20 protein-coding genes are annotated in these 24,218 nt (G+C 71.3%); 13 read left to right on the forward strand and 7 right to left on the reverse strand.

What is annotated here, in order from left to right; translation table 11 throughout:
* Positions 1-118: 118 nt before the first annotated feature.
* The 3 genes from IE278_RS36370 (at position 119) to IE278_RS36380 (ending at position 2,639) form a co-directional block, all read left to right on the forward strand.
* Positions 119-1,108 carry a pirin family protein gene (locus tag IE278_RS36370; RefSeq protein WP_189779066.1) on the forward strand — a complete coding sequence of 330 codons (990 nt, stop codon included), beginning with the start codon at positions 119-121 and terminating at the stop codon, positions 1,106-1,108.
* Positions 1,109-1,444: 336 nt separating this feature from the next.
* Entirely contained in the window at positions 1,445-2,104 is a 660-nt protein-coding gene (locus IE278_RS36375; protein ID WP_189779068.1) for a hydrolase, read from the forward strand.
* 190 nt (positions 2,105-2,294) lie between these two features.
* Positions 2,295-2,639, forward strand: a complete 345-nt coding sequence (locus tag IE278_RS36380) for a GNAT family N-acetyltransferase (RefSeq protein WP_189779070.1) — start codon at positions 2,295-2,297, stop codon at positions 2,637-2,639.
* Between the two features lie 542 nt (positions 2,640-3,181).
* Here the strand turns inward: IE278_RS36380 and gnd are convergent.
* Positions 3,182-4,621: an NADP-dependent phosphogluconate dehydrogenase gene (gene gnd / locus IE278_RS36385; RefSeq protein ID WP_189779072.1), complete on the reverse strand. Its 1,440-nt coding sequence runs from the start codon at positions 4,619-4,621 to the stop codon at positions 3,182-3,184.
* Positions 4,622-4,938: 317 nt separating this feature from the next.
* On the opposite strand from gnd, the gene IE278_RS36390 reads away from it, so the two are divergent.
* Complete coding sequence (locus IE278_RS36390) at positions 4,939-6,096, forward strand: transglycosylase family protein (RefSeq protein WP_189779080.1); 1,158 nt, start codon at positions 4,939-4,941, stop codon at positions 6,094-6,096.
* Positions 6,097-6,105: 9 nt separating this feature from the next.
* On the opposite strand, the gene IE278_RS42605 is transcribed toward IE278_RS36390, so the two are convergent.
* Positions 6,106-7,554, reverse strand: a complete 1,449-nt coding sequence (locus tag IE278_RS42605) for a DMT family transporter (RefSeq protein WP_246571251.1) — start codon at positions 7,552-7,554, stop codon at positions 6,106-6,108.
* Positions 7,555-7,794: 240 nt separating this feature from the next.
* On the opposite strand from IE278_RS42605, the gene IE278_RS36400 reads away from it, so the two are divergent.
* The 5 genes from IE278_RS36400 to IE278_RS36420 all read left to right on the forward strand — a co-directional run bounded on the left by IE278_RS36400 (position 7,795) and on the right by IE278_RS36420 (position 14,291).
* Positions 7,795-8,592: a (2Fe-2S)-binding protein gene (locus tag IE278_RS36400; RefSeq protein WP_189779082.1), complete on the forward strand. Its 798-nt coding sequence runs from the start codon at positions 7,795-7,797 to the stop codon at positions 8,590-8,592.
* A 37-nt stretch (positions 8,593-8,629) separates the two neighbouring features.
* Entirely contained in the window at positions 8,630-9,781 is a 1,152-nt protein-coding gene (glgA, locus tag IE278_RS36405; protein ID WP_246571254.1) for a glycogen synthase, read from the forward strand.
* A 51-nt stretch (positions 9,782-9,832) separates the two neighbouring features.
* A complete protein-coding gene (gene glgC / locus IE278_RS36410; RefSeq protein WP_189779086.1) occupies positions 9,833-11,053 on the forward strand; it encodes a glucose-1-phosphate adenylyltransferase in 1,221 nt (406 codons plus the stop codon).
* Positions 11,054-11,276: 223 nt separating this feature from the next.
* Positions 11,277-12,623, forward strand: a complete 1,347-nt coding sequence (locus tag IE278_RS36415) for a wax ester/triacylglycerol synthase family O-acyltransferase (protein WP_189779088.1) — start codon at positions 11,277-11,279, stop codon at positions 12,621-12,623.
* Positions 12,624-12,794: 171 nt separating this feature from the next.
* A complete protein-coding gene (locus IE278_RS36420) occupies positions 12,795-14,291 on the forward strand; it encodes an SDR family NAD(P)-dependent oxidoreductase (protein ID WP_189779090.1) in 1,497 nt (498 codons plus the stop codon).
* Here IE278_RS36420 and IE278_RS36425 read toward each other — a convergent pair.
* From IE278_RS36425 to IE278_RS36440, 4 genes are all read right to left on the reverse strand, one after another.
* A complete protein-coding gene (locus IE278_RS36425; RefSeq protein WP_189779092.1) occupies positions 14,270-15,073 on the reverse strand; it encodes an SDR family oxidoreductase in 804 nt (267 codons plus the stop codon). The two genes, IE278_RS36420 and IE278_RS36425, sit on opposite strands and share 22 nt — an antisense overlap.
* Positions 15,074-15,202: 129 nt before the next feature.
* Positions 15,203-15,670: a hypothetical protein gene (locus IE278_RS36430; RefSeq protein WP_189779169.1), complete on the reverse strand. Its 468-nt coding sequence runs from the start codon at positions 15,668-15,670 to the stop codon at positions 15,203-15,205.
* Between the two features lie 111 nt (positions 15,671-15,781).
* A complete protein-coding gene (locus IE278_RS36435; protein ID WP_189779094.1) occupies positions 15,782-16,414 on the reverse strand; it encodes an MBL fold metallo-hydrolase in 633 nt (210 codons plus the stop codon).
* The gene (locus IE278_RS36440) at positions 16,411-17,499 is read right to left on the reverse strand and encodes an S-(hydroxymethyl)mycothiol dehydrogenase (protein WP_189779096.1); all 1,089 of its coding nucleotides are present in this window, start codon (positions 17,497-17,499) and stop codon (positions 16,411-16,413) included. Before IE278_RS36440 ends, IE278_RS36435 begins: the two co-directional genes overlap by 4 nt.
* 404 nt (positions 17,500-17,903) lie before the next feature.
* Between IE278_RS36440 and IE278_RS36445 the strand changes: the two genes are divergently transcribed.
* Positions 17,904-18,074 carry a hypothetical protein gene (locus tag IE278_RS36445; protein ID WP_189779098.1) on the forward strand — a complete coding sequence of 57 codons (171 nt, stop codon included), beginning with the start codon at positions 17,904-17,906 and terminating at the stop codon, positions 18,072-18,074.
* A 300-nt stretch (positions 18,075-18,374) separates the two neighbouring features.
* Positions 18,375-18,860 (forward strand): GNAT family N-acetyltransferase, encoded by a 486-nt coding sequence (locus IE278_RS36450; protein WP_189779100.1) that lies wholly within the window; start codon positions 18,375-18,377, stop codon positions 18,858-18,860.
* Positions 18,861-18,976: 116 nt separating this feature from the next.
* On the opposite strand, the gene IE278_RS36455 is transcribed toward IE278_RS36450, so the two are convergent.
* Positions 18,977-20,338, reverse strand: coding sequence for an amidase (locus IE278_RS36455; protein WP_189779102.1), 1,362 nt, complete (start codon positions 20,336-20,338; stop codon positions 18,977-18,979).
* 378 nt (positions 20,339-20,716) lie between these two features.
* Here IE278_RS36455 and IE278_RS36460 point away from each other — a divergent pair, with 378 nt between their 5' ends.
* Together IE278_RS36460 and IE278_RS36465 are read left to right on the forward strand one after the other, a co-directional pair.
* Positions 20,717-22,543 (forward strand): glycoside hydrolase family 20 protein, encoded by a 1,827-nt coding sequence (locus IE278_RS36460; protein ID WP_189779171.1) that lies wholly within the window; start codon positions 20,717-20,719, stop codon positions 22,541-22,543.
* Positions 22,544-22,605: 62 nt separating this feature from the next.
* Positions 22,606-24,162: an alpha-L-fucosidase gene (locus tag IE278_RS36465; protein WP_189779104.1), complete on the forward strand. Its 1,557-nt coding sequence runs from the start codon at positions 22,606-22,608 to the stop codon at positions 24,160-24,162.
* Positions 24,163-24,218 lie beyond the last annotated feature (56 nt).

The following is a 24,218-nucleotide window of genomic DNA, read 5'->3' on the forward strand; positions in this document are numbered from 1 at the left end:
CCTGAGCCGCGGGGCGGGCCGGCCACCCCGCCCCGCGCCGCCCTGCCCCGTGCCGTCCCGCTCTGCCTTGTGCCACCCTAGTTGACGTGACAACCAAATCATGTGGGAGGTGCTCTCGATGAGCAACGCGGAAAACGATGTCGTGGCCCTGCTCGGCGGTGCGCCCGTCGAAGGCGGCCGGCCGGACGGAGCCCCCGGGGTCGACGTCCTGTCCGCGCGTGAAGTCCCTCTCGGGGGCCCACGTGCGATGCGCGTACGGCGGACGCTGCCCCAGCGGCAGCGCACACTCATCGGCGCCTGGTGCTTCGTCGACCACTACGGCCCCCACCAGGTCGCCGTCTCGGGGGGTATGAACATGCCCCCGCATCCGCACACCGGACTGCAGACGGTGAGCTGGCTGTTCAGCGGAGAGCTCGAACACCGCGACACCCTCGGCACCCACGCCTTGATCCGGCCCGGCGAGATGAACCTCATGACCGGCGGACACGGCATCGCCCACTCCGAGGTCTCCACCCCGGACACCGCCGTCCTCCACGGCGTCCAGTTGTGGGTCGCGCTGCCCGAGGAACACCGCCGCGCCGCCCGGGACTTCCAGCACTACGTGCCCGAACCCGTGCGGGTCGACGGCGCCGAGATCAGGGTCTTCCTGGGCTCGCTCGCCGGCCGGACCTCCTCGGCCCGGACCTTCACACCGCTGCTCGGCGCCGAGATCGTCATCGAACCCCATGGGGTACTCACTCTCGCCGTGGAGCCGGCCTTCGAGCACGGCCTCCTCGTGGACAGCGGAGACATCCGCGTGGCCGACACCGTGCTGCGGCCCGCCGAACTCGGCTACGTCCCTCGCGGCGCGGACACCCTGACGTTGGTGAACGAAGCCGACGCCCCGGCGCGGGCCGTCCTCATCGGCGGACCTCCCTTCGAAGAGGAGATCGTCATGTGGTGGAACTTCGTGGGCCGCAGCCACGAGGACATCGTGCGAGCCCGTGAGGACTGGGAGGCCTCCTCCGACCGCTTCGGCGTCATCGAGGACTTCCCCGGCGGCCCCCTGCCCGCACCGGCCCTCCCGAACGCCGTCATCACACCGCGCCGGAACCCGCCGGCCCGGTGACGCCCGGCCGCCTGTGAGCGCGGTGCGCGCGGTCAACTGCCCGCATTCCTGCCGTAGTTGAGGCCCGGGACGACTCCATGCATCTGGTTGACACGTCAACCAGCACTGCTAATGTGGTTGATGTATTAACCGCTCGGCCGGCGGGCAGCGAGCCGTCACCGAGGCCGCGGGCCGTCCTCCCGTCGAAGCTGAGTGCGAGGCCGAGCCCGAGCCCGCTCGTGACGCGATGTCAGCCGACACGCGATATCAGCCGACGCGGCGTGGTGGTCGGTCGAGCCGACCCCAGGGTGACCGCGCACACGCCCCCGGCGCCACGAAGACCCGGAGAGGGACCCCATGAGCAACGAGACGAAGTCCGGACTGCAGGCGCTGCTGACGCCCGAGGAGAGCGTCGTCGTCCTCATCGACCACCAGCCGTTCCAGTTCGCCAACCTGCACAGCCACGAACCCACGATGATCGTGAACAACGCCGTCGGCCTGGCCAAGGCCGCCAAGGCGTTCGACGTGCCGACCATTCTGACGACCGTGCTGGAGGAGCGCGGCGGCTACCTCATCCAGGGGCTGCAGGACGTGTTTCCGGAGCAGAAGCCGATCAACCGCACGCTCATCAACACCTGGGAGGACGCGAACGTCGTCGACGCCGTCAAGGCGACCGGCCGCAAGAAGCTGATCATCGCCGGCCTGTGGACGGAGATCTGTGTCGCGATGCCGGCGATCCAGGCGGCGGGCGAGGGTTTCGAGGTCTTCGTCGTCACCGACGCCTCGGGCAGTGCCTCGAAGGAAGCGCATGACATGGCCGTGCGCCGCATGATCCAGGCGGGCGTGGTGCCGATCACCTGGACGGCCGTGGCGAGTGAGTGGCAGCGCGACTGGGCGCGCGAGGAGACCATCCCGGCCGTGACCGACATTCTGCTTCAGCACGGGGGCGCCACCGGCGTCGCCTTCGCCTGGGAGACGCAGTTGCTCGCCACGGGCCGCACCGTGAGCGCCGGCTGACATGTCGCAAGGCCGTGGCGCCGTCACTCCCGACGGCGCCGCGGCCCCGGTACGTGCACCCCGGCGATCCATGAGCACCACCGGTTACGCTCAAGTCGCCGTCACCCGTGCGCCTGGGCCGCAGGCCGTCCCTACGGCCCGACCGGCCCCGTACCCGCACTCACCACACCCGTAGCCACGAGGAGCATCCATGAGCGAGATCACCATCCGCGACGACCGGGCCGGCGGCCTCCTGGAGGCGTACGCCGGTGACGAAGTGGCGGGTCGCATCGCGTACTTCGTCCTCGAAAGCCCCGGTCGCGCCCTCGTCCCGGTGCACACCACCGTGGAGCCCGCCCATGAGGGCAAGGGCATCGCGGGCTCCCTGGCCCGTGAGCTGTACGCGATCTCCGGGCGCGAGGGTGTGCCGGTCGCGCCGCTCTGCCCGTACGTCGTGAAGTGGGCCGAGCGGCACCCGGACGAGGCGCCGGTGGCGGACCCGGCGCTGCTGAGTGCGGCGAAGGAGTGGCTCGCGGCGCACCCCGGCCGCTTCTGAGCGGCGCAACCGCCGGGTCCGGTGCTCGCGGCGCGGGCCGGTGGGCGCCGGTCGCGCGGTTCCCCGCGCCCTCACGGGGCCACATGGGCCCCGTTCGTCCCGCCAGGGGGTGAGTGGGTGCGCGGGGTCCGGGTACGCGTGGGAGAAGTCCAGAGCCGACGTTCCCTCTGGCTGGAGGACATGATGACGCAACCGTTCCCCGATCCCGTACACCCGGATCCCACACCCGGCCCGGGCCCGGACCGACCGCAGCCCTTCCCCGACCCGGACCCGGTGCCGCCGACCCCGAAGCCGCGTCCGGTCCCGGGACCGCCGCCGCGCCCCGCGCCCGGCCCGGACCCGACCCCACCGCCGGAGCCCCAGCCGGGCCCCTTGGGCTGACAACGCCCTGACAACGCCCGAAGCCGGTGGCCCGGCGTGGAGACATCCACGCCGGGCCACCGGCTTTGCCTTGAGGGGCGCGGGGAACCGCGCGATCAGCCTCCACCGGGCCCGCACCCTGCAACGAACCCTCAGTTCCCCCAGCCCTCAACCCTCGGTCGTCAGCCGGAGACCTCGGACCGGTCCCCGCCCCACAGCGTGTGGAACGACCCCTCCCGGTCGGTCCGCCGGTACGTGTGCGCCCCGAAGAAGTCCCGCTGCCCCTGCGTGAGCGCCGCGGGCAACCGCTCCGCGCGCAGCGCGTCGTAGTACGCCAGCGCCGCCGCGAACCCGGGCGTCGGCACCCCCTGCTGCACGGCGGAGACGAGCACCGCGCGCCAGTCGTCCTGCGCCGCCGCGATCTCCTGCGCGAACGTGTCGTCGGAGAGCAGGCTCGGCAGCTCCGCCTGCGCGTCGTACGCCTCCCGGATCCGGTCCAGGAACGCCGCCCGGATGATGCAGCCCCCGCGCCAGATCGACGCGACCGCGCCCAGGTCGATGTTCCAGTCGTACTCGGCGCTGCCGGCCGCGACCTCGTGGAAGCCCTGCGTGTAGGACACGATCTTCGACGCGTACAGCGCCTGCTCCACCTGGTCGGCGAACGCCGACGCCTCGGACTCGCTCAGCGCCGTCGCCGACGGCCCGGCGAGACCGCGCGAGGCCTCGCGCAGCGCGCTGTGGCCCGACAGCGACCGGGCGAAGACCGCCTCGGCGATGCCCGACACCGGTACGCCCAGGTCAAGGGCGATCTGCACGGTCCAGCGGCCCGTGCCCTTCTGCTCGGCCTGGTCCTGCACCACGTCCACGAACGGCTTGCCCGTCGCCTCGTCCACGTGGGAGAGGACCTCGGCGGTGATCTCGATCAGGTACGAGTCGAGGCGCCCGGTGTTCCAGGTGCGGAAGATGTCGGCGATCTGCGCGGGGGAGTACCCGGCCACATCGCGCAGCAGCTGGTACGCCTCGCCGATCAGCTGCATGTCGGCGTACTCGATGCCGTTGTGCACCATCTTCACGAAGTGCCCGGCGCCGTCGGGACCGACGTGCGTGACACACGGCGCGCCGTCCTCGGCCTTCGCGGAGATCTTCTCCAGCATCGGGCCCAGCGACTCGTACGACTCGACCGGACCGCCCGGCATGATGCTCGGGCCGTTGAGCGCGCCCTCCTCACCGCCGGAGATGCCCGCGCCGACGAAGTGGATGCCCTGCTCGCGCAGCTCGCGCTCCCGGCGCCGGGTGTCCGCGAAGTGCGCGTTGCCGCCGTCGATGATCATGTCGCCCGGCTCCAGGAGCGGGGCGAACTCCTGGATCACCGCGTCGGTCGGTTCACCGGCCTTCACCATGATCACCAGGCGGCGGGGCCGCTCCAGCGCGGCCACGAACTCCTTGGCCGTCTCCGTCGCGATGAAGTCGCCCTCACTGCCGAACTCCTCCACCAGCGCGTGCGTGCGCGCCGCCGTCCGGTTGTGCAGGGCGACGGCGTATCCGTTCCGCGCGAAGTTACGGGCGAGATTGCGCCCCATCACCGCGAGTCCCGTGACACCGATCTGCGCTGAGTTGCTCATACGGTTTGGCTCCTAAGATCCTGAATCAGTGGTGCCGGTCCTGCCCGCCAGTATTGACCCACCGACCATCCTGACTTGCCGGTTCTCCGACCGCACATCCTGCCGTGCCGACGATGTGTACGCAGAAGAGGCGCCCTCGCCTCAGCCTCCGGGCGAACTTCACCCTCGTACCTGCCACCGGCATCTGCACCAACCATCGCGAACGAAGGCGCATTCCTGGTCACTTGGCGGGATAGGGAGGCTGATTGCCCTCTTGTCATGGCCTGTTAGCAGCGTTTACTTTTGCCGCTCCTGACGCTTGTTTAGGGGGCACCTTCATGGCCGTACGCGGCCGGCACCGCCGGTATCAGCCCAACAGGATCAATCGAGCGTCACTCACGGTCACGGTCGGCGGTGCCGGAATGGCGATACCGCTCATCGGGACCGGCGTCGCGAACGCGGCCGATGTGGACACCTGGAACAAGGTCGCCGCCTGCGAGTCCACGAACAACTGGCACATCAACACGGGCAACGGCTACTACGGCGGGCTCCAGTTCAGCCAGTCCACCTGGGAGGCCTACGGCGGCAGGGCCTACGCGGCCCGCGCCGACCTCGCCACCAAGGACCAGCAGATAGCCGTCGCCGAGAAGGTCCTGGACGGGCAGGGGCCGGGCGCCTGGCCCACCTGCTCGCAGCGGGCGGGGCTCACCCGCGGTGGCGACAGCCCCGACATCAGCCCCTCGGGCACCTCCACGCAGACCGCCAAGCGCAAGGTCGACGTACAGCCGCAGACCACGCCCCAGTCCCGGGCCGGGACCGCCGAGATGTACACGGTCGTCCACGGCGACACGCTCTCGGAGATCGCGGGCACCCGCAAGATACCCGGCGGTTGGCGCCAGCTGTACGACGCCAACCGCAGGACCGTCGGCTCCGACCCCGATCTGATCGTCCCCGGCCAGCGGCTGAGCCTGCACGGCAAGGCGCAGACGAAGGCGCCGACGAAGGAGAAGACGGACAACAAGGGCACGAAGGAGAAGAAGAAGGAAGAGAAGGCCGAGGAGAAGTCGCAGAAGAAGACCCACTCGGTCACCCACACCCTCACCGCGCCGGTGAGCGCCGGCACCGGCACCCCGTACCACGCCGCCGGTTCCTCCTGGTCGAAGGGCTATCACACGGGTGTCGACTTCCCCGTGCCGACCGGTACGTCCGTCAAGTCGGTCGGGGCGGGCAGCGTGGTGACCGCGGGGTGGGGCGGGTCCTTCGGCTACCAGGTGGTGATCCGGCACGGCGACGGCCGCTACACCCAGTACGCCCATCTGTCCGCGATCTCCGTGAAGGCCGGGCAGAACGTGGGGGCCGGCCAGCGCATCGGCCGGTCCGGCTCCACGGGCAACAGCTCGGGCCCGCATCTGCACTTCGAGGTGCGGACGGGGCCCGGTTTCGGCAGCGACGTCGATCCGGTCGCCTACCTGCGCGCCGGCGGGGTCCGGATCTGACCGGCGGCGTCAGGATTTGACGCAGGCGCGCAGCAGCATCGGGGCGGGCAGCAGGGGCAGGCACGGAACGCCGTAGTAGAGGCTTTCCGGCCATGCCACCTCGTCCGGGCCGTCCGGCAGGTCGCCGGGCGGCGGGGGCCCGTTGGACCCGGGCGGCGGCACCAGGGCCTCCTCGCTCACGGCGGCGAGCATCCCGGTCGGCGCGGGCGACTCCTGCCGACCGCCCGGTACTCCGGCGCCGGACACGCGCGCCTGCTCAGGTACGCCCTCGTGTACGCCACGGACCGTGCGCGGGGCCTGCCTGGCCGGTCCGGCGGCCGCGAGCCGTTTGCGCCGCCCCGCAGCCCCCGTGAACGATTCTTCTCGTACAGCCGCCGGCGTGTACGCCTTGTCCCGCACCCCCGAGGAGACCCGCCGCCCGGCGGAGACCGAGGCGGAGGCCGCGGGGGAGACCGAGGCGGAGGCGGGAGCGGATACCGCCGGCCGCTCGGGAGGAAAAACCGCCGCGGCCTGCTCGAAGCGGCTCGGCGTGCTGTCCGGGACCGCGCCCTGTGACGCCTCCTGAAGCACGGTGTCCGCGGCCGAGGGCGCCGCTCCGGCAGCCGGGGCGACCGCCTGCGTACGCTCCGAGCCGCTGATCCGCTCCGTGGTGAGCAGGATCAGACCGCCCGCGGCGACGACCCCGCAGCCGAGGGCGAGCATGGTGCCCGTCTCGCCGTGGCGGAACGTCTCGCCGAACATCGTCAGTCCCACCGCGGCGGCCACGATCGGGTTCACGACGGTCAGCGTGGCCAGCGGGGCCGCGAGTCCGGCGCCCCGGTACGAGGCCTGCGACAGCAGCATTCCGGCGGTCGCCAGCACGCCGATCACGGCGAGGCTCGGCAGGTCGGCGAGTGCCACGCCGCCCGTCCAGTCCACCGCGACGGTCTTCGTGAACACCGACGACATACCGAAGGCGACACCCGCCGCGATCGCCAGCAGGATGCTGCGCACGGCCGGGTGCCGGTGCGCGGCGCGGGCCGCCGTCATCAGCGCCACCACCGCACCGCCGGTGACCAGGGCCACCACGACGCGCTGGGCGCTGTTCAGGGACTGCGAGTCGGCGGTGCCGACCAGTGCCAGGATCCCGGCCAGACCGATCGTCGCCATGATCGCGCCCCGCCAGGCGGTCGCCCCGGCCCTGCGGCGGACGAAGACGGCCGCCATGGGCAGCGCGAACACGATGGTCAGCGCGCCCAGCGGCTGGACCAGGCTGAGCGGCCCGTAGGCCAGCGCCACGACGTGCAGCAGTCCGCCGAGCGCGTTGAGACCGACCGCCGCCCACCAGGCGAGCTGGCGCATGGGGGCGTACGTACGCTCGGGCGTGGTCGCCGCGACACGTTCCTGCACGATGGCCCCGCCCGCGTAGGCGACGGCGGAGACGAGGGAGAGCACCACAGAAAGCACTAGTGCGCTCATGTGTCTCTCCTCTGCGTGTGGCGGACGCGCTCCGGCGGGTGCAGAGTCCGGTGCGGCGAACGGTCGGCTTCCATGGTTATGACGATCCCTTGTGAAAGGTCCGGTGTCGTCGTACCTGAGCAGTCATTGGGTCCTACTGCCGATGGAGTACGTCTTGGACCGAGTCCTCCCCAGGTCGGGTGACACGAAGTACAACCCGCCCTCCGGCGCCGTTATGCCCCCTTGGTGTACTTGGTCTTCGTGAATCTCGATCCGGACCTCAATCGGCTCGCCGCTCTCGAAGGTTTCTTCGCCCTGCGCACGGGACGGCCGCGCCCGCGCACAGGACGGCCGCCGCTGCCGACGCTCGCCGAGGTCTACGCGACACGAGGCGCCCCCGACGCGCCGGAGTGCGCCGGGCGGCGGGATCACGAGGAGGTCGATCACGAGGGAGTCGATCCGCTCGCCTTCCGTGTCCGCAAGGTCGTCCGGCTGCTGGCCGCGCCGGAGGTTCGCGTCGGGGTGTCCGTGGCACAGCAGGGGCTCGCCGCCCGGCTGTGGTCCGTGGCCCTGGGTGCCGCCGTGCTCTACGGCCAGGTACCGGACCTCGACCCCCGTCTGCTGCACTGGGACGCCGACGGCAGCGCTCCCGACGACCTGTGGCTGTCGCGGGTGCGCGCGCTGCCCGGCGACGCGGCGACGATCCGGCGGCTCGTGCAAAACGGCCACCTCGCACCCCTCTCGGCAGCGCTGAGAGAGCGGCACCCGGTGGCCGCGGGGCTGCTGTGGGGCAACGCGGCCTCCGCCCTCGCGAGCACCGCGCGCCTGCTCGACGGCTGGGCCGTCGCCCACGGCCGTACGGACGTCCGTGATCGCGTACGCGCGCTCACCGCCGAACTCCTCGGCCACCCCGACCTGCGGGACACCGGCGACTGGGACGGAACCGCCTTCAGACGGCGCAGTTGCTGCCTCTATTACCGGGTACCCGGTGGCGGGTTGTGCGGCGACTGCTGCTTCACTCGGGCACCGCGCTCTTCCCCAACCGACCCATCTGGGTGACCATGTGGGAACCAGCCACAGAGACAGGGGGTTCCGGGTGCGAGTGGGACTGCTGACCCGCGAGTATCCGCCGGACGTGTACGGCGGCGCGGGAGTCCATGTCGAGTTCCTCGCCCGGGAGCTGAGGCCGCTCACCGACCTGGGCGTGCACTGCTGGGGCGAGGGCGCCGGCGGCGGGGTGGTCAGGCACCGGCCCTGGTCCGTGCTCGACGGCGCCAACGACGCGTTGCGCACGTTCTCCGTGGACCTCTCCATGGCGGCCGCGCTGGAGGACCGCGACCTCGTCCATTCGCACACCTGGTACGCCAACCTCGCCGGCCACCTCGCGAAGCTCCAGTACGGCATCCCGCATGTCATGACCGCGCACTCGCTGGAGCCGCTGCGCCCCTGGAAGGCCGAGCAACTGGGCGGCGGTTACGCCCTGTCCAGCTGGGCCGAGCGCACCGCGGTCGAGTCGGCCGACGGCGTGATCGCCGTCTCCGGGGCCATGCGCGAGGACATCCTCGGCTGCTACCCGTCCCTGGACCCGGCCAAGGTGCACATCGTCCACAACGGCATCGACACCAGCCTCTACCGCCCGGACCACGGCACGGACGTCCTGGAGCGGCTCGGTCTCGACACCTCCCGGCCGTACGTGCTCTTCGTGGGCCGCATCACGCGCCAGAAGGGCGTGCCCCATCTCCTGCGGGCGGTGCGCGACATCGACCCCGCGGCGCAGGTCGTGCTCTGCGCGGGCGCGCCGGACACCCCCGAGATCGACCAGGAGTTCCGCGTCCTCTTCGAGGAGCTGAGCCGGGTCCGTGCGGGAGTGCACTGGATCCCGCAGATGCTGCCCCGCCCCGAGGTCATCCAACTCCTCACCCACGCGGCCGTGTTCGTCTGCCCCTCGGTCTACGAGCCGCTCGGCATCGTCAACCTGGAGGCGATGGCCTGCGGAACCCCGGTGGTCGCCTCCCGGGTCGGCGGTATCCCGGAGGTCGTTGAGGACGGTGAAACCGGGGTACTGGTGTCCGTGGACGAGGACTTCGAGACAGGACTCGCGCAGGCGCTGGACTCGGTCCTCGGGGATGCCGGGGCCGCCCGGCGGATGGGCGAGGCCGGACGGCGGCGCGCGGTGGGGGAGTTCGGCTGGGACGCCGTCGCCCGGCGTACGGTCCGGCTGTACGAGGAGATCCTCAAACAGGCGTAGTCCGGTCTGCTCGAAGGCAGGCCTGGATCAATGAGGGTTAGGGGAGCGGCCATGCGTCGTGGTGGACCTTCGGTGCTCGGGATCGTGCTGGCGGGCGGGGAAGGCAAACGCCTGATGCCCCTCACCGCGGACCGCGCCAAACCAGCGGTCACGTTCGGCGGCACGTACCGCCTCGTCGACTTCGTACTGTCCAACCTCGTCAATGCCGACATTCTGCGCATCTGTGTCCTGACGCAGTACAAGTCGCACTCGCTCGACCGGCACGTCACCACGACGTGGCGGATGTCCAGCCTGCTGGGCAACTATGTGACGCCGGTCCCGGCGCAGCAGCGCCTCGGCCCGCGCTGGTACCTGGGCAGCGCCGACGCGATCCTGCAGTCCCTGAACCTCGTGTACGACGAACAGCCCGAGTACGTGGCGGTGTTCGGCGCCGACCACGTGTACCGCATGGACCCGCGCCAGATGCTCGCCCAGCACATCGACAGCGGGGCGGGGGTGACCGTGGCCGGTATCCGCGTGCCGCGGACCGAGTCGTCGTCCTTCGGGGTGATCACGCCGGGCACGGACGGGCAGACGGTGGAGCGCTTCCTGGAGAAGCCGGCGGACCCGCCCGGTCTGCACGACGACCCCGAGTGCGTCTTCGCCTCCATGGGCAACTACATCTTCACCACCAAGGCCCTGATAGAGGCGCTGCAGCGGGACGCCGAGGACGCGAACTCCGTGCACGACATGGGCGGTTCGATCCTTCCCCAGCTCACCGAGCGCGGCGAGGCCGGGCTCTACGACTTCAGCGACAACCACGTGCCCGGCGAGACCACCCGCGACCAGGGCTACTGGCGTGACGTGGGCACCCTGGACGCGTACTACGACGCCCATATGGACCTGATCGCCGAGCGGCCCGCCTTCAACCTCTTCAACCGCAGCTGGCCCATCTACACCAGCTCCGGGCAGCTGTCGCCGGCGCGGTTCAACGCGGGCGGCATCGCGAGCGAGTCGATCATCAGCGCGGGCTGCCTCATCCGGGGGCAGGTCACGCGCTCGGTGCTCTCCCCGGGTGTCCTAGTCGACCCGGGAGCCGTAGTCCAGGGGTCGATCCTCCACGACAACGTGCACATCGGGCGGGGCGCCGTCGTACGCGGCGCGGTCCTCGACAAGAACGTGCAGGTACCCCCGGGCGCGACCATAGGCGTCAACCCGGAACGGGACCGGGAGCTGTACACCGTCTCCAAGGACGGCGTGATAGCCCTCGGCAAGGGCCAGCAGGTGCCGTAGGGCCGCGCGAGCCCGTCCGGGCAGGGTCGGCGGGTGATGTCGCCCACTCCCGGATGCGCCCAGATGACCCCAGATGCCTCGTGCGCCACATGGGTCCCGCTCCTGTCACCGGGAGCGGGACTTAATCTGCTGTTAACTGAGCGTAGCTTGATCGTACTTGACCGTAATCGTCCGGCCGGGATTGACTGCTGGCTCACCCGTCGTCGACGCGAGAGCCAAGCCATTGAAAGTACGGCCCGCTGACTCCGACCTTCTCGCACCACTCGACCTGGCGTTCTGGAGCATCGAATCCCCCGAGCACCCCATGCATCTCGGGGCACTGGGCATCTTCGCGGCCCACTCGCCCGCCGCGGGCCGGCACGCGGCCGATCTGCTCGCCGCCCGCGCGGCCGGTGTACCCGGGCTGCGCATGCGGATCCGCGACATCTGGCAGCCCCTCGACTTCGGCGGCGCGGCCCGCGAGGCCGCCCCCGACTTCGAACCGCTCGACCACGTCCGCCTGCACGCCCCCGCCGCCGACTTCCACGCCGCGGCCGGCGCGCTCATGCAGCGGCCCCTGGAGCGCGGCAGGCCCCCCTGGGAGGCCCACGTCGTGCCCGGCGTGGACGGCACCTCCTTCGCCGTCCTGTTCAAGTTCCACCACGCCCTGGCCGACGGCCTGCGGGCCCTGACGCTCGCGGCGGCCGTCCTCGACCCCATGGACATGCCGGCACCCCGCCCACGCCCCGCGGAGCCGGAGCGAGGCTTCCTCGCCGGCCTCGTCCCCGACGTGACGAAGCTGCCGGGACTGGTCCGCGGCGCGCTCTCCGACGCGGGTCGCGCTCTGGACATCGGCGCCTCCGTGGCCCGCGCCACCTGGGACGTACGGTCCTGTGCCGCCCTGGTCTCGAAGCCCACCGGCACCCGCCGGGTCGCGGGCGTGGCCGTGGAGCTCGACGAGATCCACACGATCCGCAAGAGCGTGGGCGGCACCGTCAACGACGTCCTCATCGCCGTCGTCGCGGGCGCCCTGCGCCGCTGGCTCGACGAGCGCGGCGACGGCAGCGACGGGGTCTCGCCCCGGGCCCTGATCCCCGTCTCCCGGCGGCGCCCGCGCACCGCGCACCCGCAGGGGAACCGGCTCTCCGGGTACTTGATAAGGCTCCCCGTCGACGACCCGGACCCGCTCGCGCGGCTCGCCGCCGTACGCGCGGACATGAACCGCAACAAGGACGCGGGACCCCACCGGGGAGCGGGAGCCGTCGCCCTGCTCGCCGACCACGTCCCGGCGATCGGCCACCGGCTCGGCATGCCCGTCGTCGGCCAGGCCGCCCGGCTGCTCTTCGACATCCTGGTCACCAGCGTGCCGCTGCCCAGCCTCGGCATGACGCTCGGCGGCTGCCCGCTGACCGAGGTGTACCCGCTCGCCCCGCTGGCCCGCGGCCAGGCCCTCGCTGTGGCGGTGTCGACGTTCCGCGGGCGCGTCCACTACGGGCTCGTCGCCGACGCGGAGGCCGTACCCGACCTCGACCTGCTGGCCAAGTCGCTGATCGTGGAGGTGGCGGAACTGAACGCCGCCTGTGTGTCCTAAAGACACCTCCTTCGGGCCCGCAGGACGCCCGGAGGGCCGCCTTCCACGGGCCCGGGGGAGAACGGTGATCATCGCGGGTTTGGTGCCTTTGCCCTGTGCTCCGTAAAATTCCGCCTTCGTGAGCGAGCGCGGTTCGAGCGCCGCGCGAGAACCCTAGGAACGGCAGCGGCGATGACGGTGACAGAGGACAGCCAGGCGGCCCCCGCCGTGGACACGGGACAGGACCCGGACGGTTCGTACGGTCCCGGTATCGACCCGGAGCGGCTGGCCGTCTGCCTCGCCGTGCTCGACGAGCTGGAGAAGATCGACGTCGACCACCCCGACGCGATCGCCGTGCGCCGCGCCACCGCGGGGATCTACCGCTCGGTCAAGCAGCGCCGCCGCCAGGAGCGCAGGGCCGCCAAGACCGCCCACGACAAGGCCGTCACCGAGGCCACCGCCACCGGGTCCGCCCAGCGCATCGACGACGAGACCGAGGGCGTCCTGCCGTCGTCCGTCACCGAGGCCGGCGCCATCGCGGGGATACTCCAGCGCCCGCGCTCCTGCTACACCTGCAAGACCCGGTACACCGAGGTCGACTACTTCTACCACCAGCTCTGCCAGAAGTGCGCCGCCGAGAACCGCGCCCGCCGGGACGCCCGCACCGACCTCACCGGCAAGCGCGCGCTGCTCACCGGCGGCCGGGCCAAGATCGGTATGTACATCGCGCTGCGGCTCCTGCGGGACGGCGCGCACACCACGATCACCACACGCTTCCCGAACGACGCGATCCGCCGCTTCAAGGCCATGCCCGACAGCGACGAGTGGATCGGCCGGCTGAAGATCGTCGGCATCGACCTGCGGGACCCCGCCCAGGTCGTGGCGCTCGCCGACTCGGTCGCCGCCGCGGGACCGCTCGACATCCTGATCAACAACGCCGCGCAGACCGTACGCCGTTCTCCGGGCGCCTACAGCGAGCTGCTCGCCGCCGAGTCGGGGCCGCTGCCCGCCGGCGAACTGCCGCCCGCCGAGGTCATCGGCACCTTCGGCTCCGGCGCGGTGTCCGCGCTCCCGGTGGCCGGGGGCGGCGCCCTGACCGCGCAGGACGTGACCGACCTCGCGCTCATCTCCGGCTCCGCCTCCCTGGAGCGGATCGCCGCCGGTACGGCCATCGACGCGGGCGGGCTCGTACCCGATCTGCACGACACCAACAGCTGGATCCAGGCCGTCGAGGAGGTCACGCCGATCGAGCTTCTCGAGGTCCAGCTCTGCAACTCCACGGCGCCGTTCATCCTCATCAGCCGGTTGCGGGGGGCGATGGCGGCGGCCGAGGCCGGGCGGACGTACATCGTCAACGTGTCCGCCATGGAGGGCGTCTTCAACCGCGGTTACAAGGGCGCCGGGCATCCGCACACCAACATGGCCAAGGCCGCGCTCAACATGCTCACGCGCACCAGCGCGCAGGAGATGTTCGAGAAGGACGGCATCCTGATGACCGCCGTCGACACCGGGTGGATCACGGACGAGCGGCCGCACCCGGACAAGATGCGGCTCGCCGACGCGGGCTTCCACGCGCCGCTCGACCTCATCGACGGGGCGGCGCGGGTGTACGACCCGATCGTGCGGGGGGAGCAGGGGGAGGACCTGTTCGGGGTATTCCTGAAGGACTACGCGCCCGGCAAGTGGTAGTTCCCGTCCTGGAGGGGCGCGCTCTTCGGGGCGTGTGCCGCTCGGACCCTTGTCCCGCCGTCCACCAGTAGGTCTGTGCCTGTGATCCACTTCGCCGCGTCCGAGGTGAGCCACAGGACAGCTCCGGCTATGTCCTCCGGCTCGCCCATGCGGCCGAGGGGCAGGCCGGTGGCCGACTCGTGGTCCGCCCGGTCCCAGACGAAGCGGGCCATCTCGGTGCGTACGAGGCCGGGGGAGACCGCGTTGACCCGGACCCCGGGGGCCAGCTCGCCCGCCAGTTGCCGGGTCAGGTGCAGCAGGGCGGCTTTGCTGGTGCCGTAAGCGCCCAGGTGGGGGCCGACGTGCGTCGCTCCCTCGGTGCAGATGTTGACCACCGAGCCGCCGTGCGCGCGCATCCAGGCCCGCCACGCGTGCTGCACCAGCCGCAGCGGGGCCTCGACGTTGACCGTGAACGCCTCGCGCCACCGGTCCGGGTCCGCGTCCATGAGCGGCCCGTACGGCTGGTTCGTCGCCGCGTTGTTCACCACCACGTCGATGCGGCCGTACTCGTCCATCGCCAGCTCGGTCAGCCGGCGCAGGTGGGCCGGGTCGGCGACGGTGCCCGCCAGGCCCACGGCGTCGCCCAGCCGCGCGGTGGCCCGGGCCAGCCCGTCGGCGTCCCGTGCCGTGACGCACACCCGCGCGCCCGCCGCCACGAACCCCTCGGCGACGGCCAGCCCGATCCCGCGCGAGGCCCCGGTGACGACGGCGACCTTGCCCCCGAACGCGTACGGCGACGTCATCCGCGTACCGTCTCATGACGGTCCGTCAGCCGACAGGGCTTGGGAGGGGAACGGTCCGGGAGGGGCGGGGTGCGGGAGGGGCCGGGCGTGGGCGGCGCAGGGTGGGGGCAGGGTGTGGGGGTCGAGCTGTCAGTCGACCGCGCCCAGGCGGGCGTGCCGGGTCGACACCAGTTCCAGTACCGTGCGCCAGTCCTCCAGCACTCCCGCGTCCAGGCCCGCCGTCCTGGCGGACTCGTCGGCCTGGCGCAGGATCAGTACGTCCTCCGTGAGCTGATCGTCCAGGGGCGGACCGACAGGGGGCGCCTCGTGCAGGCGTACCAGGCAGGCGACCCGCTCGCCCAGCAGTGGCCGGACCGCGTCGGCCGCGAGGTCGGCGTGACCCCGGGCATCGCCCGGCCGCAGCAGCTGCCCGACGCCATGCACCAACCCGGCCACCTGGAGTTCCTTGTCGGCCGGGCGACTTCGGCGCAGCAGCGCGGCGGTCTGCAGGGCGTGGTCGTGCAGATCGACCGGGGCGCCGCCGAGGCAGGCGGTGCCCCGGGCTCCTCGGCAGGCGTGCAGCAGATCCATCAGCTCTTCGACTCTGCGCAGCTCCATGCGCCAGTCCTCCCTGCGGGCGAGAAAGGCCGTCGTCTCGCGCCAGCAGATCATGGCCAGATTTCAATCGGGCCAACGGGAACTGAACTGCACACCTGCCCGACAGCTCGTTCAGTGCCCCCGGTCGATCCACTCCTGGAGGTTCGGGGCCTCGGCGCCGACCGTCGTCGTGTCGCCGTGGCCGGTGCGGACCACCGTCCCGGCGGGCAGGTCGAGCAGGCGGGTCCTGATCGACTCCACGATCGTCGGGAAGTGGGAGAACGACCGGCCCGTCGCGCCGGGACCGCCCTGGAAGAGGGTGTCGCCGGTGAAGACGGTGTCCAGCTCCGGGGCGTACAGGCAGACGGCCCCCGGCGCGTGACCCGGCGTGTGCAGGACGGTCAGCTCCACGCCCGCCACGGTGAGCTTCTCGCCGTCGGACAGCTCGCCGTCCGGGAGGCGGTCCGGGTGCGTCTGCTTCCAGAGCGGGAGGTCGTCCGGGTGGAGCAGGATCGGTGCGCCGGTGCGCGCCGCGAGCGCCGGGGCCGCGTCGATGTGGTCGTTGTGCGCGTGGGTGCAGATGATCGCGCGCAGGGTGCGGGTGCCGAGGGCCTTTGCGATGGCGTCCGCGTCGTGCGCCGCGTCGATGACGACCGCCTCGGTGTCGTCGCCCACGATCCATACGTTGTTGTCGACGTCCCAGGTGCCGCCGTCCAGGCTGAACGTGCCGGAGGTGACCAGGTGCTCGATGCGGGCGGTCGTCACAGCTCCACCACCGATCGCAGGACGTCGCCGCCGTGCATGCGGTCGAAGGCCTGCTCGACGTCGTCGAGCGTGATGGTCTCCGTCACGAAGGCCGCCAGGTCCAGCCTTCCCTGCTGATGGAGGTCGATCAGCATCGGGAAGTCGCGTGAGGGCAGGCAGTCGCCGTACCAGGACGACTTCAGGCTGCCGCCGCGGCCGAAGACGTCCAGCAGGGGCAGTTCGAGCTTCATCTCAGGGGTGGGGACACCGACCAGGACCACCGTGCCCGCCAGGTCGCGGGCGTAGAACGCCTGCTTGTACGTCTCCGGGCGGCCGACCGCCTCGATCACGACGTCGGCGCCGAAGCCGCCGGTCAGCTCGCGGATCGCCTCGACGGGGTCCGTCTCCTTGGAGTTGACCGTGTGGGTGGCGCCCATCGTGCGGGCCTTCTCCAGCTTCCGGTCGTCGATGTCGACGGCGATGATCTTCGCGGCGCCGGCGAGGTTCGCCCCGGCGATCGCGGCGTCGCCCACGCCGCCGCAGCCGATGACGGCGACGGAGTCGCCGCGGCCCACTCCGCCGGTGTTGATGGCCGCTCCGATGCCGGCCATCACGCCGCAGCCGAGCAGGCCCGCGACCGCCGGGGACACGGACGGGTCGACCTTGGTGCACTGGCCGGCCGCGACCAGGGTCTTCTCGGCGAAGGCGCCGATGCCCAGGGCGGGGGAGAGCTCGGTGCCGTCCTCCAAGGTCATCTTCTGCTTCGCGTTGTGCGTGTCGAAGCAGTACCAGGGGCGGCCGCGGAGGCAGGCGCGACACTGGCCGCACACCGCTCGCCAGTTGAGGACCACGAAGTCGCCGGGGGCGACGTCGGTGACGCCCTCGCCGACCGACTCGACGACGCCCGCCGCCTCGTGGCCGAGCAGGAAGGGGTACTCGTCGCTGATGCCGCCCTGCTTGTAGTGCAGGTCGGTGTGGCAGACCCCGCAGGCCTGGATCTTCACCACGGCCTCGCCGGGACCCGGGTCGGGGATGAGGATCGTCCGGATCTGCACCGGCTCGTTCTTGCCGGGGGCGATGACACCGCGTACCTGCTGGGCGGCCATGTCGGGCTCCTTCACATGGACAGTGGGGCGCTGATCATGTTGGCACAGGGCCGGACGGGTGGCTCCCTGCCTGTGGACAACCGAGGTGGACAACGAGTGGCGGATGTCGAACGGACGGCCGAACGTTGGCTGGATGACTTCAGATGGTTACACCTTGTTTTCAGCCCCATCGAGCGGCGGCCCGCTCATTTGGTTACTCTGTGCGGGACGGACAGCTCATTTGGGTCCCACCCACACCCACGGTCCGTCCCGGGACAAGCCAGTCACCACGGCCTGCTCTCATGCGAGTTGACCGGCGCCACCGCGTCCGAAGTGCCTTTGTTCAGACCCGCGCGGACGCCGGCGACCGACAGCAGAGTGGTCCTGTGCGCCCCGAGGGTGACCCGACACATAAGGAGTGCGCGGTGACACCGGAGACGACGAATCTCGATCAAGGCCTCAAGGAACGGACAGAGGTCACGGACCGGGCGGAGAAGCTCGGCAGCCTGGACGTGTGGGCCAGGTCCGCGCCCATCCGGCTGGCGGGCTACGAGGACGACCTGGCCGAGCCCCACATCCTGCCCAGCGTGGACTGACCGGCCCGGGGCGGCTGCCCTTATCGCCCGGGACCGTCCGGAGCCGCCAGGCGACCCCTTCGAGGGCGTCTGGCGGTGATGGGTGGGGGCGAGTGAGTGGGTGGGTCGGGGCCGTGCCGGTACGTCGAGCCCGTCGCCTTCCGGGTGTACGGCCCCAAGGACGGATGGGGACGGTCGATCGCAGGAGCCGTACGCGACGGGCTGCGACGTACCGGCACGGCCCGCTCCCGTGGCTCTGACCGCGCGGGTCGGTATGGGGCGACGGAGTGGCGCACAGGCGGTCGTGCCAGACTCGGGTCCATGTTGATCAGAGAAGCCGTGGCCGGCGACTGGCCGAGGATCTGGCCTTTCTGGCATCGCATCGTGGCCGCCGCCGAGTCCTACGCCTGGGACCCGGACACCTCCGACGAGGATGCCCGCGCGCTGTGGATGGCGCCGGGCAAGCGTGTGTTCGTCGCCGAGGACGAGGGGTCGGGTGCCGTCGTGGGCTCCGCCTACGTCACCCCCAACTACGGCGGTCCCGCGGCCGATGTCGCCAACGCCGGCTTCATGGTCGACCCTGACCGCACCGGCCAGGGCATCGGCCGGGCTCTGGCGGAACACATCCTGCGGACGGCCAAGGCCGACGGCTACCGGGCGATGGTCTTCAACGCCGTCGTGGAGACCAACCCCGCCGTGAAACTGTGGACGTCACTGGGTTTCGAGGTGGTGGGTACGATCCCCGAGGCTTTCACCCACCCGACCCACGGCAGAGTCGCCCTGTACGTCATGCACCGAACACTCTGACCGCCGGCCCCCTTGCCTTTAGGGGCGCGGGGAACTGCGCGGCCAGCAACGACCCACCCGCACCCCGCCAGCTGAGCCGCACACACCCGACCCCACACCCCGCACCCCCGGCGGAGCTACCCCGCTCCTCCCAGCGGAGCGGTCCGTGTCCAAGGCCGCAGCACCTCCAACTGCTCCGCCAGCGCCAGCAGAACCCCCTCGCTCCCTGGCCGCCCCACCAGCTGCACAGCCCCCGGCCCGCCCGACGGCAGCACCCCGAACGGCACCACCATCGCCGGCCACCCCGTCAGATTCCACGGCGGAGTCAGCGGCGAGTAGTTCGTGTTGACCAGAACATTCCGCAGCCACCCCCGCTTGTGCCACTCGGCCGCGGCAGGCCCCCGCCGCGCCAACGCGGGCGTGAGCAGCACATCGTGCTCCTCGAAGAAGGGCGTGAGCCGCTCCCGCAGCTGCTGCCGGCGCACACCGGTCCGTACCGAGTCCACGAACCGGCGCCCCAGCCCCGTGTGCACCCGCGTCCGCGGTGCCAGCCGCCGCGGGTCGAGCCCTTCCGCGTCCACCGCCGTCCCGGCCGTCCAGTGCGCCAGCGAGGTCGTACCCAGCCACACCGGATACGGCGGGTCCGCGCGCCGCACCCGATGCCCCTCCCCGGCGAGCAGCCCGGCCGCCTCACGGGCCGCGGTCACGTACGGCCGGGTGACGGCGACCCCCACCAGCGGACTGCGCACGGACACGGCGACCGAGAGAACCGAAGGAGGCGCGGGTTCCGCGGCGCGTACGGCATCCGTGGCGGCCAGTACCGAGAACATCAGCCGGGCGTCCTCGACCGTCGTCGCCAGCGGCCCGTTCTCGGACATGCCGAACCAGTCACCGTGCCCGATGCCCGCCGGAATCACGCCATGGCCCGGCTTGAGGCCTATCAGGCCGCAGTTGGCGGCGGGTATCCGCAGCGACCCCATGCCGTCGTTGCCGAGCGCCAGGGGAACCATCGCGGCGGCGACCGCCGCCGCGCTGCCGCCGGAGGAGCCGCCCGCCGTACGGGTGGTGTCCCACGGGTTGCGGGCCGTGCCGTACACGCCCTCAGTGGTGCCGAAGACGCACAGTTCGGGGACGTTCGTCAGGCCCACCACGACGGCCCCCGCCGCACGCAGCCTGGCCACCGTTTCGTGGTCCTCCGCCGCCGCGGTGTCCGGGCTCGCGGCGCTGCCGTTGCGGGTGGACTCGCCGCGTACGGCCAGGTTGTCCTTGACCGCCACGGGTACGCCCGCCAGGGGGAGGTCGGCCAGGTCCGCCCGGGATCCCACCTCGTCCGCCTCGACGAGCGCGGCCGACGCGCGTACGTGGCGGAAGGCGCCCACGCGCGCGTCGAGCAACTCGATCCGCGCCAGGTGCTCGGCCACCACCTCGCGCGGCGTGACCCGCTTCTCACGGACGGCGGCGGCGATCTCGGCGGCGGTCCGGCCGACCCAGCTGGTCACGGTGGCTCCTCGGGGATGTGGTCCTATCTGATCAGCATGGTGAGTACTGGTGAGTACGCACGCATACGAGAAGTACTGTGCCCCGGCGCCGGCCGTCCCGTCGAGAGTTGATCGGCCGAGAGCCGTCGTGCCGGGACGCGCTTGGACATTCGCTGCGCTCCTCTTGGACTTTTGGCGACCCCGCTCGCTGATTCCTCGCGCGGAGTGGCAGGTCATCCGACCACTGGCTCAACTCGGCGCAGTACGGACCCCATTGACATGTCCTGAAGGCGGCCCAATCATCACACCTCCGATGTATGGGAGGTGCCCGTGAGTACGGACGTCAAGAGTGCGTCTTCAGGACGGTCCTGGCTGGTCGGCGCCCTGACGGCGCTCCTGATGCTCGCGGTGCCGGTCCCGCCGGCTGGGGCGGCAGAGGCGAGAAAGACGGCAGGGACGGCAGCGGCGGCCGTCCCCGCGGTCCCTGTCACCGTTCCCGCCCTGACCGACTGGACGCCGGGAACCGGCCATTACGCGTACGAGCGCGGCACCCGTCTCGTCGCCGACGGCCGTGCGGAACGCCGCGTCGCCGACACCCTCGCCGACGACCTGCGCGCGGCGGGCCACGGCACCGTTCCGGTCGTGAGCGGGGGAGCGCGCAAGGGTGACATCGTTGTCGACGTCTCGCCCGGCAGGGCCGCGCTGGGCAAGGAGGGGTACGAACTCCGCGCGGGCGCGCGTCTGTCGGTGACGGCCGCCACGGAGACGGGTGCCTTCTACGGCACCCGGACCGTCCTCCAACTCCTCGCCCAGGGCGACCGGCTGCCCGCCGGCCGCACCGTCGACGTGCCGCGGTACGAGGAGCGGGGCGTCGGAGTGTGCGCCTGCTACGTCCACATCACCACACAGTGGCTGGAGAACCTCGTACGCGACATGGCGTACCACAAGCTCAACCAGCTGCTGCTGGAACTGAAGGTGAAGAGCGACGCACATCCCGAGGCCAACACCTGGGGCTACTACACCAAGGACGAGATACGGCGGCTCGTCGCCCTGGGGGAGAAGTACCACGTCACCATCGTGCCGGAGATCAACTCCCCGGGGCACATGGACCCCTGGATCGAGAACCGGCCGGATCTCCAGCTCACCGACTCCGACGGCGACAAGCAGCCCTCCCGGCTCGACATCACACGCCCGGAGGCCTTCGCCTACTACACGAGCCTGATGGACGAGTACGCGCAGGTGTTCACGGCCGACTCCTGGCACATGGGCGCCGACGAGTACATGCTCGGCTCCGACTTCGCCAAGTATCCGCAGGTCCTGGAGTACGCCAGGGCCAGGTACGGCGAGGACGCCACCCCGCAGGACGCCTTCATCGACTTCGTCAACCGGGTCCACGCCTACGCGGCGGACAGGGGGAAGGAGCTGCGGATCTGGAACGACGGGCTCACCGGCGCCAACACCGTGCCCGTCACGGCCGGTACGACGGTCGAGCACTGGCTGAACGTGGCGACGAAGCCCAGCGAACTGCGGGCGCGGGGTTACCCGTTGATGAACGCGGCCTACGCCCTCTATCTCGTACGCGGCGGCTTCCACTCGGACACGAAGGGCCTGTACGAGCAGAGTTGGGACCCGCGCAGCTTCGAGGGCGAGAAGCTCGCCTCCCGTGAGGGCATCACCGGGGCGAAGATCAGCCTCTGGCCCGACAACGGCCGCGGCGAGACCGAGAACGAGGTCGCGGAGGACACCGACCCGGCTCTGCGCCATGTCGCCCAGGCCACCTGGGGCGACCCTCACCCGGACGCCACGTACGCCCGGTTCACCGCTCGCGCGGCGGCCGTGGGCCACGCACCCGGGTGGCGGGACCTCACCCGCGTACCGGTCGCGAACGGCACGTACACCTTCCGCTCGGGGGCCGCACGCGTCACGGCCGAGGTCGGGCGCACCCCGGACGGCTACGTGACCTTGAAGACCGCGGACGGCTGTCTGGAGGTGCGTGGCGGCAAGCTCACGCTCAACGTGCCGCTCCAGCCCGGTATCGAGGTCTCCGAGCAGGCGTGCGACGCGGCGAACACCGTGCAGCGCTGGCAGTTGGCGCCGGCGCGGGGTGGCTACCGGCTCATCAACGCGATCACCCAGATGGCCGTAAGCGTGAGCGACGACGGCCGGCTGGTGCAGTACCCGCCGGACCAGCGGCCGTCTGCCGTATGGCAGTTGACCACGGCGTGACTCGGAATCCCGCTGATCTCCACCCCTGCCCCCTGATGTCCTGATGTGAGGAGTCCGACCCCATGGCAGTCTCCAGACGTCTCTTCGTCACGGCCGCCGCGGCACTCGTGGCGTCCAGTGGTACGTCCGTGGCGCTCGCGTCCGCCGCGTCCGCCTCTTCCGGGGAGCCGTGGTACCGGATCCCCGTCAGCCCCGACGACTCCCCGGACGAGCTGGTCCGCAAGGCCTCCCGAGTCCGGCCCACGGAACGGCAGATCGCCTGGCAGGCCCTCGAACGGACCGCCTTCCTGCACTTCGGCGTGAACACCTTCACCGGTCTCGAATGGGGCACCGGGGACGAGGATCCGGATGTCTTCCAGCCGGTCGGGCTCGACACCGACCAGTGGGCCCGCGCCCTGCGCGACGGCGGCTTCAAGCTGGCCATCCTCACCGTCAAGCACCACGACGGCTTCGTCCTCTACCCGTCCCGCTACACCAAGCACTCGGTGGCATCGAGCAGTTGGCAGGGCGGGCAGGGGGATGTCCTGCGTTCGTTCGCGGACTCCATGCGGCGCCACGGGCTCAAGGTCGGCGTCTACATCTCACCGGCCGACGAGAACCAGTACCTGCACGGTGTGTATGCCAACGGCAGCGCCCGCTCCGAGCGCACGATCCCCACTCCGGTACCGGGGGACGACCGCCCGGACGGGCCCACCTTCACGCTCCCGGCCACCGATTACGGGGCCCACATGCTCGACCAGCTCTACGAGGTCCTCACCGAGTACGGGCCGGTCGACGAGGTCTGGTTCGACGGCGCGCAGGGCCGTATCCCGCCGGACAAGGTCGAGACGTACGACTGGGACAGCTGGTACACGCTCATCAGGACCCTCGCGCCGGACGCCACGGTCGCCGTGTCCGGACCCGATGTGCGCTGGGTCGGCAACGAGGGCGGGCTGGCCCGCGAGAACGAGTGGAGCGTCGTACCCGTCCAGGAGAAGGCCAACGGGCGCATGGACTTCGCGCTCTCGTACGACGCGCCGGACATGGGCGGCCGGGACGCCCTCGTCGCCGCCCAGCCTGTGGCCGACCATCTCCAGTGGTGGCCGGCGGAGGCAGATGTGTCCATCCGGGACGGCTGGTTCTACCACGCCGACCAACAGCCGAAGTCGGTGCAGCAGTTGACGGACATCTACTTCGGCTCGGTGGGCCGCAACGCGGTCCTGCTGCTCAACGTACCCCCGGATGACCGGGGCCTCCTCCCGGCCGCCGACGTCACCCGCCTGCGGGAGTTCCGCGAGCGCGTAGACCGCGAACTCCCGGAGGACCTGGCACGCGGGGCGCACATCACCAGATCCACCGGCACGATCACGGTCGACCTCGGTACGCCCCGCGAGGTGAACCGCATCCGACTGGCGGAGGACATCCGCCACGGCCAGCAGGTGGAGACCTTCGTGATCGAGACCCACACGGGCGGAGCCTGGCGGCAGGTCACATCGGCAGGCACGATCGGCGCCAGCCGAATCCTGCTCCTACCGACCCCGGTAAGCTCCCAGCGTTGGCGCCTACGAGTGACAACCGCCCGTCGCCCTCCACGGCTGTCAGTTTTCACCCTGCACCGCTCACACCCCGAGATCTTCTAGGGGCGCGGCAAACGGCGCACCCAGCCCCAGCCCACCCGCACAAAACACAGACGCAC

It is taken from the genome of Streptomyces tauricus (genome assembly GCF_014650955.1).
GTDB classification, from domain to species: domain Bacteria; phylum Actinomycetota; class Actinomycetes; order Streptomycetales; family Streptomycetaceae; genus Streptomyces; species Streptomyces tauricus.

Bases quoted from the DNA above. Each gene is read 5' to 3' on its own strand.
- IE278_RS36370 (WP_189779066.1), top strand. From the start codon at position 119: ATGAGCAACGCGGAAAACGATGTCGTGGCCCTGCTCGGCGGTGCGCCC.
- IE278_RS36375 (WP_189779068.1), top strand. From the start codon at position 1,445: ATGAGCAACGAGACGAAGTCCGGACTGCAGGCGCTGCTGACGCCCGAG.
- IE278_RS36380 (WP_189779070.1), top strand. From the start codon at position 2,295: ATGAGCGAGATCACCATCCGCGACGACCGGGCCGGCGGCCTCCTGGAG.
- gnd (WP_189779072.1), bottom strand. From the start codon at position 4,621: ATGAGCAACTCAGCGCAGATCGGTGTCACGGGACTCGCGGTGATGGGG.
- IE278_RS36390 (WP_189779080.1), top strand. From the start codon at position 4,939: ATGGCCGTACGCGGCCGGCACCGCCGGTATCAGCCCAACAGGATCAAT.
- IE278_RS42605 (WP_246571251.1), bottom strand. From the start codon at position 7,554: ATGAGCGCACTAGTGCTTTCTGTGGTGCTCTCCCTCGTCTCCGCCGTC.
- glgC (WP_189779086.1), top strand. From the start codon at position 9,833: ATGCGTCGTGGTGGACCTTCGGTGCTCGGGATCGTGCTGGCGGGCGGG.
- IE278_RS36420 (WP_189779090.1), top strand. From the start codon at position 12,795: ATGACGGTGACAGAGGACAGCCAGGCGGCCCCCGCCGTGGACACGGGA.
- IE278_RS36425 (WP_189779092.1), bottom strand. From the start codon at position 15,073: ATGACGTCGCCGTACGCGTTCGGGGGCAAGGTCGCCGTCGTCACCGGG.
- IE278_RS36430 (WP_189779169.1), bottom strand. From the start codon at position 15,670: ATGGAGCTGCGCAGAGTCGAAGAGCTGATGGATCTGCTGCACGCCTGC.
- IE278_RS36440 (WP_189779096.1), bottom strand. From the start codon at position 17,499: ATGGCCGCCCAGCAGGTACGCGGTGTCATCGCCCCCGGCAAGAACGAG.
- IE278_RS36450 (WP_189779100.1), top strand. From the start codon at position 18,375: ATGTTGATCAGAGAAGCCGTGGCCGGCGACTGGCCGAGGATCTGGCCT.
- IE278_RS36460 (WP_189779171.1), top strand. From the start codon at position 20,717: ATGCTCGCGGTGCCGGTCCCGCCGGCTGGGGCGGCAGAGGCGAGAAAG.
- IE278_RS36465 (WP_189779104.1), top strand. From the start codon at position 22,606: ATGGCAGTCTCCAGACGTCTCTTCGTCACGGCCGCCGCGGCACTCGTG.